General features: G+C 62.4%; 11 protein-coding genes. All 11 read left to right on the top strand.

Going from position 1 to position 13,191, the window contains the following annotated elements; genetic code table 11:
• The first annotated feature begins 109 nt into the window (after positions 1-109).
• Positions 110-1,180 carry a phosphotransferase family protein gene (locus FVE66_RS03115; protein WP_151445907.1) on the top strand — a complete coding sequence of 357 codons (1,071 nt, stop codon included), beginning with the start codon at positions 110-112 and terminating at the stop codon, positions 1,178-1,180.
• 40 nt (positions 1,181-1,220) lie between these two features.
• Positions 1,221-2,483 (top strand): acyl-CoA dehydrogenase family protein, encoded by a 1,263-nt coding sequence (locus FVE66_RS03110; protein ID WP_151445906.1) that lies wholly within the window; start codon positions 1,221-1,223, stop codon positions 2,481-2,483.
• 145 nt (positions 2,484-2,628) lie between these two features.
• Positions 2,629-3,321 carry a glutathione binding-like protein gene (locus FVE66_RS03105; protein WP_151445905.1) on the top strand — a complete coding sequence of 231 codons (693 nt, stop codon included), beginning with the start codon at positions 2,629-2,631 and terminating at the stop codon, positions 3,319-3,321.
• A gap of 45 nt (positions 3,322-3,366) precedes the next feature.
• Complete coding sequence (gene recJ, locus FVE66_RS03100; protein WP_151446392.1) at positions 3,367-5,061, top strand: single-stranded-DNA-specific exonuclease RecJ; 1,695 nt, start codon at positions 3,367-3,369, stop codon at positions 5,059-5,061.
• Positions 5,062-5,406: 345 nt separating this feature from the next.
• Positions 5,407-6,309, top strand: coding sequence for an N-acyl amino acid synthase FeeM domain-containing protein (locus FVE66_RS03095; protein WP_151445904.1), 903 nt, complete (start codon positions 5,407-5,409; stop codon positions 6,307-6,309).
• A 1-nt stretch (position 6,310) separates the two neighbouring features.
• Positions 6,311-7,195, top strand: coding sequence for a ThiF family adenylyltransferase (locus FVE66_RS03090; RefSeq protein WP_241672986.1), 885 nt, complete (start codon positions 6,311-6,313; stop codon positions 7,193-7,195).
• Positions 7,192-7,848 (top strand): class I SAM-dependent methyltransferase, encoded by a 657-nt coding sequence (locus FVE66_RS03085; protein WP_151445902.1) that lies wholly within the window; start codon positions 7,192-7,194, stop codon positions 7,846-7,848. Before FVE66_RS03090 ends, FVE66_RS03085 begins: the two co-directional genes overlap by 4 nt.
• Before the next feature lie 6 nt (positions 7,849-7,854).
• Positions 7,855-8,550 carry a hypothetical protein gene (locus FVE66_RS03080; protein WP_151445901.1) on the top strand — a complete coding sequence of 232 codons (696 nt, stop codon included), beginning with the start codon at positions 7,855-7,857 and terminating at the stop codon, positions 8,548-8,550.
• 54 nt (positions 8,551-8,604) lie between these two features.
• A protein-coding gene (gene prfB, locus FVE66_RS03075) for a peptide chain release factor 2 (protein WP_151445900.1) occupies positions 8,605-9,709 on the top strand; the annotation gives its coding sequence in 2 pieces (ribosomal slippage) (positions 8,605-8,685 and positions 8,687-9,709; 1,104 coding nt in all).
• A 3-nt stretch (positions 9,710-9,712) separates the two neighbouring features.
• Complete coding sequence (lysS, locus tag FVE66_RS03070; RefSeq protein WP_194164344.1) at positions 9,713-11,242, top strand: lysine--tRNA ligase; 1,530 nt, start codon at positions 9,713-9,715, stop codon at positions 11,240-11,242.
• A gap of 1,120 nt (positions 11,243-12,362) precedes the next feature.
• On the top strand, positions 12,363-13,136 hold the full coding sequence (locus FVE66_RS03065) for a glycine zipper 2TM domain-containing protein (protein WP_151445899.1): 774 nt from the start codon (positions 12,363-12,365) through the stop codon (positions 13,134-13,136).
• Positions 13,137-13,191 lie beyond the last annotated feature (55 nt).

The following is a 13,191-nucleotide window of genomic DNA, read 5'->3' as shown; positions in this document are numbered from 1 at the left end:
CAGCCTGGCCGGGCGCAAAAATAGCACGACCGTACATTTCGTCGTGTAGAATCAGGCGAAAACAGAGAACCAGCAGGCCGATCCAGGCCTGACAAGGAGACAGACGACAATGTTTGAAGAGTTCATGGGTACCAAGCCCGTTTCGGAACGCTATCAGTTCGACGCCAGGGTTCTCGAAGACTACCTGAAGCAGCATGTCGAAGGCTTCTCCGGCGCGCTCGCCGTCGAGCAATTCAAGGGCGGCCAGTCCAATCCCACCTTCAAGCTCACCGCCGGTGGCAAGACCTATGTCATGCGCAGCAAGCCAGCGCCGGCGGCCAAGCTGCTGCCCTCCGCCCACGCGATCGAGCGCGAATTCCGCGTGATGGACGCACTGAACAAAGCCGGCTTTCCCGCGCCCCGCCAGCACGCGCTGTGCACCGACGAATCCGTGATCGGCCGCGCCTTTTACGTGATGGAATTCGTCGCCGGCCGGGTCCTGTGGGACCAGTCGCTTCCCGGCATGAGCAGGGAAGAACGCGCGGCGCATTACGACGAGATGAACCGCGTCATTTCCCTGCTTCACACCATCGACTACAACGCAATCGGCCTGTCCGACTATGGCAAGCCCGGCAATTACTTTGCGCGCCAGATCGACCGCTGGACCAGGCAGTACCGCGCCTCCGAAACCGAGAAGATCGAGGCGATGGACAACTTGATCGAATGGCTGCCGAAGAACATTCCGCCCGGCGACGAGACCACCATCGTGCACGGCGACTACCGGCTCGACAACATGATCTTCCATCCGACCGAGCCGCGCATCCTGGCGGTGCTGGACTGGGAACTGTCGACGCTGGGCCATCCGCTGGCAGATTTTTCCTATCACTGCATGAGCTGGCACATCGCCCCCGGCCAGTTCCGCGGCATCGGCGGACTCGACCTGCCGGCGCTGGGCATACCGAGCGAGCAGGAGTACATCGCCAAGTACAGCGAGCGCACCGGCCGCGCCGTGCGCATGGAAGATTTCAACTTCTATCTTGCCTACAACATGTTCCGCATGGGCGGCATCCTGCAAGGCATCATGAAACGCTACACCGACGGCACCGCCGCGAGCGAGCAGGCGCTGCGCGCCGGAAGCGCGGCGCGGCCGATGGCGGAAATGGGCTGGAGCTATGCCTGCGGCCGCAAGCTGACCGACTGAATGCCGGACCAGATCAAACAAGGACACATCAGGAGATAGCATGGACTTCGAATATTCCGACCGCTGCAAGGGCCTGCAGGAAAAGCTGCTGCGTTTCATGGACCAGCACATCTACCCCAACGAGAAGGCCTACAAGGAAGAGATCGACCGCAACGGCCGCGAACAAGGCAACCGCTGGCTGCCGACCCGGCTGATCGAAGACCTGAAGCCGAAAGCACGCGAGCAAGGCTTGTGGAACCTGTTCCTGCCGCGCTCGCCGCGCGCGCCGGAAGGCCTGTCCAACCTGGACTACGCGCCGCTGTGCGAGATCATGGGCCGGGTCTCCTGGGCGCCGGAAGTGTTCAACTGCGCCGCACCGGACACCGGCAACATGGAAACCATCGAGCGCTACGGCAGCGAGGAACACAAGCGGCAATGGCTGGAGCCGCTGTTGCGCGGCGAGATCCGCTCCGCGTTCGCGATGACCGAGCCGGCGGTGGCCTCGTCCGACGCCACCAACATCGAGACCCGCATCGTGCGCCAGGGCGACGACTACGTGATCAACGGCTTCAAATGGTGGATTTCCGGCGCCGGCGACCCGCGCTGCAAGATCTTCATCCTGATGGGCAAGACCGATCCGGATGCGCCGCGTCACTCGCAGCAGTCGATGATCCTGGTGCCGGCCGGCACCCCGGGCCTCAATATCAAGCGCCCGTTGCCCGTGTTCGGATACGACGACGCCCCGCACGGCCATTGCGAAATTGAATTCAAGGACGTGCGCGTACCCGCTTCCAACATCCTGCTAGGTGAAGGCCGCGGTTTCGAGATCGCCCAGGGCCGCCTGGGACCGGGCCGCATCCACCACTGCATGCGCGCCATCGGCGTGGCGGAGCGGGCGCTGGAACTGATGTGCAAGCGGCTCAACAGCCGGGTCGCGTTCGGCCGCAAGATTTCGGAACAGGGCGTATGGCGCGAGCGCATCGCCGACGCCCGCATCCAGATCGACACCGCGCGCCTGCTGACGCTGAAGGCGGCCTACATGATGGACACGGTCGGCAACAAATACGCCAAGGCCGAGATCGCCATGATCAAAGTGCTGGCGCCCAATGTCGCGCAGAACGTGCTCGACATGGCGATCCAGGCCCACGGCGGCGCCGGCGTCTCCGACGTCACGCCGCTGGCGGCACTGTGGGCGCACAACCGCACGCTGCGTTTGGCGGACGGTCCGGACGAGGTGCATCGCAATGCGATCGCCAAGCTGGAACTGGCGCGCCACGTTGCGCTGCCGGGCGAAGACCTGGGATTGCCGATCACGCGCTCCTGACCAGGCCCCTGACTCTGCTCCTGCCCCACCCCCGCATGCTGCCGCCCGACGTGGCGGCAGCATCGCGTCCCATCCGCCTCCTGCAGCGCAGCAAAAATTCGCGTACGCTTCATTCCTTGCCCACAATCCATCGCGGAGATTTGCAATGATCGATGTCTATTCCTGGCCCACACCGAACGGTCACAAGGTCCACATCATGCTGGAGGAATGCGGCCTGCCGTGGCGGGTACACGCCGTCGACATCGGGGCCGGTGACCAGTTCAAGCCGGAATTCCTGGCGATCTCGCCCAACAACAAGATCCCGGCCATGGTCGACTCGGACGGTCCGGACGGCCAGCCGATTTCATTGTTTGAATCCGGCGCGATCCTGCTCTACCTGGCCGGCAAGACCGGGCGCTTCCTCGGCAACACCGACCGCGAGAAATACAATACCTTGCAGTGGCTGATGTTCCAGATGGGCGGCGTCGGACCGATGCTGGGGCAGGCGCATCATTTCCGCATCTACGCGCCGGAGAAGATCGAGTACGCCTACAACCGCTACACGAATGAAGCGAAGCGCTTGTATGGCGTGATCGACAAGCAACTGGGCAAGACCGCGTACCTGGCCGGCAACGAGTACACGATTGCCGACATCGCCACTTTCCCGTGGCTGCGCTCATGGCAGAACCAGGGTATCGACTGGGCCGATTTTCCGAATGCGAAGCGCTGGTTCGACGAGATTGCCGCGCGTCCGGCTGTCGTGCGGGCCGTACAGGTGCTGGCCGACCGCCGCAAGCCGCTGCATGACAGCAAGGCCAAGGACATACTTTTCGGGGCGGCGCAGTACGCGACGCGATAGCTTCAGCCGGTTGGTCGGGGCCGGGGCGCGGGTAAAATGCCACTGATGACCCATATCGCCACCCGTCCTTATTCAATTCGCAACGCCGAGATGCTGCGGCAAAGCGGCATCCACCCGGTGCTGGCGCGCATATTCGCCGCCCGCGGCTTGACCAATCCGGCCGAACTGGCCAGCGAACTGAAGTCGCTGGCGCCGCCGTCCGGCATGCTGCATACCGAAGCCGCCGCTGTCTTCCTGGCCGATTCGATCGCCGCCGGCAAGAAAATGACCGTGGTCGCCGACTATGACTGCGATGGCGCCACCGCCTGCGCGGTGGCGCTGCGCGGCCTGCGCATGATGGGTGCGAACGTCGATTACATCGTGCCCAACCGCTTCGAATACGGCTATGGCCTGACGCCGGAAATCGTCGAACTCACTGCCACGCAGTGCGCACCCGACATCATCGTCACGGTCGACAACGGCATTGCCAGTATTGAAGGCGTGGACGAAGCGAACCGGCGCGGCATCGAAGTCGTGGTCACCGACCATCACCTGCCGGCCGAGCGCCTGCCGCGCGCGCGCGTGATCGTCAACCCCAACCAGCCCGACTGCGGCTTCCCGAGCAAGAACCTGGCGGGCGTTGGCGTGATGTTCTACGTGCTGCTGGCGCTACGGGCGGAACTGCGCCGCCGCGGCGTCTACACGGCCGAGAACCAGCCGCGGCTGGATGCCCTGCTCGACCTGGTCGCGCTGGGCACGGTAGCGGACGTGGTGCGGCTGGACGCCAACAACCGGGTGCTGGTCGCTCAAGGACTGAAGCGGATTCGCGCCGGCCGCATGCATGCCGGCCTGTCCGCGCTGTTCCGGGTCGCCGGCCGCGAGCCGATGCGCGCCACCCCCTTCGACCTCGGCTTCGCGGTCGGTCCGCGCCTGAACGCGGCCGGACGGCTGGCCGACATGTCGCTCGGCATCACCTGCCTGCTCACCGACGACCCTGACCAGGCCTTCGCCATCGCGCAGCAGCTCGACGCCATCAATCGCGAGCGGCGCGCAATCGAATCCGACATGCAGGACGCCGCCCTGCTCGCGCTGGACAGCGTCTCGCCGCAATCCCGCCATACCATCTGCATGTTCGACGCCAGCTGGCACCAGGGCGTGATCGGCATCGTCGCCTCGCGCCTGAAGGACAAGTTCTACCGGCCCACGATCACCTTCGCGCCCGGTGGCGATGGCCTGATCAAGGGGTCGGGCCGCTCGATCGGCGGCTTTCATTTGCGCGATGCGCTGGACCTGGTGTCCAAGCGGGCCCCCGACATGATCCTGCGTTTCGGCGGCCATGCGATGGCTGCCGGCCTGACCATCCGGGCCGAATCGTTCGAAGGCTTCAGCCAGGCCTTCGAGGACGTCGGCAGCGAATGGCTGACTTCGGCGCAACTGGAACGCACCGTCGAAACCGACGGCCCGCTGGAAGACGCTTGCTACACGACCCAATTCATCAGCCTGCTGGAAACCCAGGTTTGGGGCCAGGGCTTCGCCGCGCCGCTGTTCTGCGACGAATTCCAGGTGCTGAACCAGCGGGTGCTGAAGGACAGGCACCTGAAGCTGGTGCTGCAAAAGAACGGCCGGCGGCTGGATGCGATCTGGTTCAACCATGTTGACGCCCTGCCAGGCCGGGCGCGCGTGGCGTTCCGGCTGGATGCGAACGAGTACAACGGCAATACGACGGTGCAGTTGATGGTGGAGCACGCGGAAGCTGTCTAGTCTGCTACCGCTCCAGCCTGATCGTCCCCCACACCCGGTTCTGCCAGCCGCAATGGCTGGCACCAGCCCTTGACTGGCCGGCGCCGGCGATCGGCGCGCTCCGGCGCCGGCGATCGGCGCGCTCCAGCGCCGGGCATGCCATAACAATAACATTTCTAATTGATTGAACACCGCTCGCTAAACGGTCACTTAGTACGCCTATGGGCGCTCCTGCCGTAGCGCAGCACCGGTCCGCATCGCCCGGTGCTGCGAACCCGGCGCCAGGAGCAACAGTGGGCTTGCAGGCAACTGATTGGCCGATCAGTGTTGCCGCGCAAGGCTTTCAATAGGGCCTTGGAGAAATGAATGAATACGGCGATTTTCCCTGCATGGAATCCTGCAATATTTGACTGGACTGGCGCTCTTGATTTCGCCGTGCGGCCAATCCAGGAAATCCCGGTTAATGGCAACAGTCCCCGGTCCGACGGGACTGTCCGGGTTTCGTTTGCGACTGACACGGCAAGCCGCAGGAAGGCCGCATACCTGACCAAGTTTGCTTATGAAAAGCTTGGCTATGACACCGCTTTCATGCAGCACGACATCAGAGGCGAAGCGCCGCAGCCCGAGTTGCTGACCTTCCTGTTCCACCGTAACGACTATTTGCTCGGCACCTACAGCATCCGGCTCGAAACCAGGGCGGGCGTGCTTGCCGATCGCAGTTACGGCGCCGAGCTGGAGGCATTGCGTGCTCGCGGAGCATCGATCATCGAGTTGGGCCGATTCGCGATCGAACCAGACCTGGCATCCGGTGCAAGCCGAAAGGTACAGGCCGTCATGCTCAATTTCCTGGCCATGCTGTGCCAGGAATTCCTGGACCCCCGGCCCGTGTTGATTGCGGATATCGATCCGCTCCACGCCTGGAAGCCGCAACTGGTCATGGAGGTCACCCCCCGCCATGCGCTGGTCTGGACCGGCCTCGGATGGAAGCGTAACGGTCCCGAGCGCAGGTGTGAGCGGGTCAATACCGCATCCGTCCTGTTGTCCGTCAGGTGCCAGGACCTGGCCCATGCCACCAATCCGGATAGCGATGACATGACGACGATTGCCTGGAAATTCCTGTCACGGTATTTCGTGCCCCGCCCCCGCCTGGAAGAAATCCGCCAGGGCTTGCGCCAGGCCCTGGCAAGCGCAAGCCAGCCTCCTGTAGCACAAGACTGCACGACCGCGCACCTCGATGAGAATAACTTGGCGCATTCCGGGGAGCATTGAGTTGAGCGCCCCCACCTTCGATTATGACCAGGCATTTGCCCGCAACCTCGGCTGGGTGACGCAAGAGGAACAGCATGCCTTGCGCGGCAAGACTGTCGCCCTGGGCGGCATGGGAGGCGTAGGTGGCCACCATCTGCTTGCACTGGCCCGGCTGGGCATAGGCCGCTTCCGGATTGCCGACCTCGATCATTTTGAAATGCCCAACTTCAACCGCCAGGCCGGCGCGGCGATGTCGACCCTGGGTGCGGCCAAGGTCGAGGTCATGGCGCAAATGGCGAAAGACGTGAATCCCGATGCCCGGATAGAGGTCTTTGCCGGCGGCCTGACGCCGGCAAATCTCGACCAATTCCTGGCTGGTGCAGATTTGTACGTTGACGGGCTCGACTATTTCGCCTTCGACATTCGCTCAGCGACTTTTGCTGCCTGCAGTCGGTTGGGGGTACCGGCAGTGACCGCTGCGCCGCTGGGCATGGGCGTCTCGTGCCTGTCGTTCATGCCCGGAAAGATGAGCTTTGAAGAATACTTCCGCTGGGCCCGGTGCAGCGATGCGGAGCGGGCCGTGCGTTTCCTGGTCGGATTTGCGCCGACCCTGCGGATCAATTACCTGGTCGATCCCTCTCGCGTGGACTTCCAGCGTGGAGCCGGGCCGTCCACGCCAATGGCCTGCTACCTTTGCGCCGGTGTCGCGGCCAGCCAGGCGCTGAAGATACTTCTGGGCCGCGGCAAAATCCGCTGCGCACCGCACGGCGTTCACTTTGATGCCTACCGGCTCCGCATGGTGCGGAGTTGGCTGCCGTGGGGTAATGCCAATCCCTTGCAGCGCCTGAAAATCGCGATCCTGCACAGGCGCTTCTCGTCGAAATCAGTCGAAGAGGCCAATCCATGACCAAGTCCCCGGAAGAAATTGCGATCGCCTACCGATCCGAGCCCTGGTGGTATGACCTGCGCGGCTTTTTCATCCTCACCTTTTCCTATCGGACTGGCCTCAATCGCATGGTGCGATTCTTTGCGTCGAATATCGGGAAAGAACACCTGGAACTGGCATGCGGTAGCGGCACCTTGCTGATGCTGCAGTTGCACTGGCGCCGCCTCCATCGCATGCCGCAGGCAAGTGGGATCGGCATTGACTACGCCGAATCGATGCTGGCCGGCGCAGTGCAGCGCTTTGCCAAGCTACCTGAATGGCGCTTCCTGCGAGGCGATGCCGGCAGGCTGCAGTTTCCTGACGCGACATTCGACACCATCAGCATTGCCAATGCAATTCATTGCTTGTCCGATGTCGACCGCTGCCTGGCAGAGGCTCACCGGGTGCTCAAGCCCGGTGGATCGCTGGCGGCAAACGCCTTGCTGTTCCCGACCGGCCGCCGGATATCAAGGGCAATTGCCGACCGGATAAATCAGTGGGGAATTCGTAAAGGAATTCTCGTGACACCATTCCACAGGGACGATATCCGGCTTCGCCTGGCCATGGCTGGGTTTGCGATTGATTATGAAAGTGTATCCGGCAACTGCTGCTACCTGTTGGCCCGGAAGGAATGATGACGAATGATGGCGAAACAGCGCTTTTACATGAGTCAACGCACGATCAGGCGCATTGCCGCCGTGACCATCTTCGCCGCCGCCCTGGGTATCGTGGCCGACATCTGCCTGCTGCTATACGGATACAGCAACAACCCTAGCGTCACGTTCCTGGCCGCCATACCCGCCTTCATATTGACGACCGGCTACTGGCTCGGCATCTGTGCGATTCCCATCTACATGCTTGGTGGCGCGGTCGCTGTTGCCTGCGGCCTGCGCGCCTCGCCGCTTGCTGCACCCTATGTGGCGACGGCGGTCGCAACAAGCTTCGCGGCAACGGCGGCACATGCACAAACGGCATCGACCGTTCTCGCTTGCGTGGCCGCCGGCAGCACGGAAATATTTTCGAGCTGCTTGCTCAGCGGACCCGGGGCGCCGACAATCCTGGTCGCGATGCTTCTGCTGGGGGTGACGGCAATGTCCGGCATGTTCGCCCTTGCGGTTCACAGTCACCCGACCAGCTTTCCGCGCTTCATGGCGGCACTGAATCCGCTGGTATTGATGCTGTTGCTGTCGGCGGCCGCACTGAACTTCGGACCTGGCTCGCATCCAGTCCTGTTCGCCATTCCAAGCATTGCCGCATTCATCTTTGCGGTGCTGGTTCACCAGGCCTTGAGATGCCGGCCAGGCAAGCATGACGGTCGAGCACGTGGAAGTCCATAGGCCGCAACCCGCCGCCCACGCTATAATGTCGGGTTTGATTCAACCGAGCCGACCATGGAAGCTGAACGCCTGAATTCCCTCTCCGCCCTGCTGGCGGACCTTACCACCCGGGAAGCTGAACTTCGGAGGTATCTTTGACTTCGCTGTGAAGTTGGAGAAACTCGAACAAGTAAGCCAGGAACTCGAAGACCCCACCGTCTGGAACGACCAGAAGCGGGCGCTCGAACTGGGCCGCGAAAAGAAATCCCTCGAAGCCATCGTGGAGGCGCTGCAGAAGGCCGAATCCGGCCTGCGCGACGCTTCCGACCTGTTCGCCATGGCGCGCGAGGAACAGGACGATGAAACCCTGGAGTCGATCGAACAGGATGCCGCAGAACTCGGCAAGCTGGTCGGCGGCCTGGAATTCCGCCGGATGTTCAACAATCCGATGGACCCGAACAATTGCTTCGTCGACATCCAGGCCGGCGCCGGCGGCACCGAAGCCCAGGACTGGGCTTCGATGCTGCTGCGCCAGTACCTGCGCTATTGCGAGCGCAAGGGCTGGAAGGTCGAGATACTCGAACAATCCGACGGCGAGGTGGCCGGCATCAAGACCGCAACGCTGAAGGTCGAAGGCGACTACGCCTACGGCTTCCTGCGGACCGAGACCGGCGTGCACCGCCTGGTGCGCAAGTCGCCGTTCGACTCGGCCGGCGGCCGCCATACCTCGTTCGCCAGCGTGTTCGTTTATCCGGAAGTGGATGAGTCGATCGACATCGAGGTCAATCCAGCCGATGTCCGGGTCGACACCTACCGCGCCTCGGGCGCCGGCGGCCAGCACATCAACAAGACCGACTCCGCAGTGCGCCTGACGCATGCGCCCAGCGGCATCGTGGTGCAGTGCCAGAACGACCGCAGCCAGCACCGCAACCGCGCCGAAGCATGGGAAATGCTGAAGTCGCGCCTGTACGAACTCGAGTTGCGCAACCGCATGGCCGAGCAGCAGAAGCTGGAAGACAGCAAGACCGACGTCGGCTGGGGCCACCAGATCCGCTCCTACGTGCTGGACCAGTCGCGGATCAAGGATCTGCGCACCAACTTCGAGACCGGCAACACCAAGTCGGTCCTGGATGGCGACCTCGATGATTTCATCGCCGCTTCACTGAAACAAGGCGTTTAAAAAATGATGACCGACAAATACTCCGCCGTGACGGATGAAAAAGACGAAAACACGATCATCGCCGAACGCCGCGCCAAGCTGAGCGCGTTGCGCCAGCAGGGCATCGCCTTTCCGAACGATTTCCGTCCGCAGCACAAGGCAGTGGCACTGCAAGAGCAATACGGCCCGGCCGAGCGCGAGGCGCTGGAAGCCGAGAAGGTGCATGTCGTGGTTGCCGGCCGCATGATGTTGAAACGCGTGATGGGCAAGGCCTCGTTCGCCACCATCCAGGACAATTCCGGCCTGAATGCCGAGGGCCGCATCCAGCTCTATATCACCAACGAGCTGACCGGCGAAGCCGCGCACGAGGCGTTCAAGCACTACGACATGGGCGACATACTCGGCGCCGAAGGCACCCTGTTCAAGACCAAGACCAACGAGCTGTCGATCAAGGTCACCAAGCTGCGCCTGCTGACCAAGTCGCTGCGTCCGCTGCCGGACAAGTTCCACGGCCTGGCCGACCAGGAAACCCGCTATCGCCAGCGCTATGTCGACCTGATCATGAGCGAAGAGACGCGCCGCACCTTCCGCGCGCGCACCGCCGGCATGTCGTCGATCCGCAAGTTCATGTCCGACAACGGCTTCATGGAAGTCGAGACGCCGATGCTGCACGCCATCCCCGGCGGCGCCGCGGCCAAGCCTTTCATCACCCACCACAATGCGCTCGACATGGAAATGTTCCTGCGCATCGCGCCCGAGCTGTACCTGAAGCGCCTGGTGGTCGGCGGTTTCGAGCGCGTGTTCGAAGTCAATCGCAACTTCCGCAATGAAGGCGTGTCGCCGCGCCACAATCCGGAATTCACGATGATGGAGTTCTACGCCGCCTACGTCGATTACAAGTGGCTGATGGACTTCACCGAAGCCGTGATCCGCCAGGCCGCGATCGACGCGCATGGTACCGCCGACCTGACCTACCAGGGCCGGCCGCTCGACCTGTCCAAGCCGTTCCACCGGATGACCATCGTCGAGGCGATCAACAAGTTCGCGCCGCACTACACCAACGAGCAGTTGCATGACGGTGAATTCCTGCGCACGGAGCTGAAGAAATTCGGCGTCGAGCCGCACATCATCTCCGGTGTCGGCGCGCTGCAGTTGTCACTGTTCGAAGAAACAGCGGAAGCGCAGCTGTGGGAGCCGACCTACATCATCGACTACCCGGTCGAAGTCTCGCCCTTGGCGCGCGCGTCGGACACGGTGCCCGGCATTACCGAACGTTTCGAGCTGTTCATCACAGGCCGCGAGATCGCCAACGGTTTCTCGGAGCTGAACGATCCGGAAGACCAGGCAGCACGCTTCCAGGCGCAGGTTGCGGCCAAGGATGCGGGGGATGAGGAGGCGATGTATTACGACGCCGACTACATCCGCGCGCTGGAATTCGGCATGCCCCCGACCGGCGGTTGCGGCATCGGCATCGACCGCTTGATGATGCTGATCACCGACTCCCCGAACATCCGGGATGTGATCCTGTTCCCGCATTTGCGTCGGGAAGACTAGGCATTTGGGGATGGCGGGTTACGCGGTGTAGTCCACAGCGTAACCTGTCCTCTCGCTCCGACCGTGACCGGCACTGTCTTTCCGTGCCGGGGCCTGCACAGGCAATCCCGTAATAATCCTGATCCTTACCCATATCGGGGGTTTGGCGGTTTTGCGGCTGTTTGTTGGTTTGGTGGTTTCGGAGCTCGTTGGCTTGCGGGGCGTGTGGCTGGGTTTGGTGGTTGTCGTTGTGAAGCCGGGAGACACCCCGGCGGGTGTGTAACTTTCTTTTGGAAAAGAAAGTCACCAAAGAAATCCACCGTCAAAACCCACTTGGCCAACGCCCGCTCCGATAGTCAACCAGACTCGAATGTCTGGGCTAACCCAGTGCGACGTTCGCGAGGAAGGTCCTGCCACACGTTCGCCTCTGACCGGGATCAGCCAACCCGCTTCAATGCCGCCGACCGCACACCACCGCTCGTTGACTCTCAATTATTTTCGAAGCCGCTAATTGGCGCTTGAGGCCCGATTGTCAGCGGGAGTGGGGATCGCAGGGGACTTTCTGCTGTTCTCTGCTGTTCCTGAACAGATCCCCTCCGTCGCCGGTTTGAAGCTTCGAAAAACATTAAGAGTCAACGGTGCGCCGGGCATCGGTATAAGACACTTCATGGGGTTGGCTGATTAGGTAAGCGGCACACAGGCGAGGGATCATCTCTCGCGAACGTCGCACTGGATTAGCCCAGACATCCGAGTCTGGTTGCCTATCGAAGCGGGCGTTGGCCAAGTGGGTGTTGACCTTCTTTTCTTTGGTTTCTTTCTTTTTCCAAAAGAAAGAAACACACCCGCCGGGGTGTCTCCCGGCTTCACAACGACAGCCATCAAACCCAGCCAAACGAACCGCAAGCCAAACAGCCGCCAAACCACCAAACCACGGATTCTGCAGAAGGGCAACCGCCATGATCCCGCCACTCTGGCTCCAATGCCGCGAGCTGACATTTGACCTGATACAAGGCAAAGGATGGATCGGCCAGATCCGCGTTACACCCACTTACAGCTTAAACAATTGCCCCCTGTTTCCCGCGCTCTCCGCCTCCCATAATTGCATCAGCGGTAACCCCGTGTCCTACTCTGGAGAACAAAAATGGAAACAACTTCCAAACGCATACATCCCCTGGTTGCCACCGCTGCGGTATCGGTGATCCTGGTGAGCCTGGTTGGTGTCGCTGCAATTACTGGCGTGCTGCCCAATTCACATGGCACATCGGCCCCGTCCGCCGCGCCAGTGGCTGCGCTGTCCGCCGCCCCGGTGCCGGAACCGTCGACTGTGGCCACCAACGCCGCTTCACGCGCCGCAAGCGCAGCCGTTGACAGCAAGTACGCGATGGCCCAGGACAACGAGCCAGCCAAGCCGGCCCCGAAACAGATCGCCAGGCCGCGGCCAGTGACGAGCAATACCCAGCACAGCCCGCAGGTTTACGCACCGCCGCCTGCTCCTTCCTCGTATCCGGCCGTGACCAATCCTGCTCCCGCGCAGGTATATGCGCCGCCGCCGCAGCAGATAGCCCAGGCGCCGGTTTGCCATGAATGCGGCCGGGTCGAATCGGTGCGGGCAATTGCCAGCCAGCCTGCCGCACCCTCGGGTGTCGGCGTAGTCGGCGGCGCAGTGCTGGGCGGCCTGCTCGGTAACCAGGTCGGTGGCGGCAACGGCCGCACGCTGGCCACGATTGCCGGCGCTGTCGGCGGTGGCTATGCCGGCAACGAGGTCGAAAAGCGCACCCGCACGACCACTACCTACCAGGTTCGCGTGCGGATGGAAGATGGCCAGGTACGCACCTTCCCGTACAACAGCCAGCCGAACTGGAATGCAGGCGACCGGGTACGAGTGGTCGATGGTTATCTGCAGGCTGGCGCCTGATACCACTCCCTGAGCAGTTGAGATGAAGGGCCGCCAAGCATGATGCTGGCGGCCC

This window comes from Lacisediminimonas profundi (assembly GCF_008831265.1).
GTDB lineage: Bacteria > Pseudomonadota > Gammaproteobacteria > Burkholderiales > Burkholderiaceae_D > Lacisediminimonas > Lacisediminimonas profundi.
The sequence above is the reverse complement of the archived record's forward strand: the minus strand, read 5'-3'. Positions and strand labels throughout refer to the sequence as shown.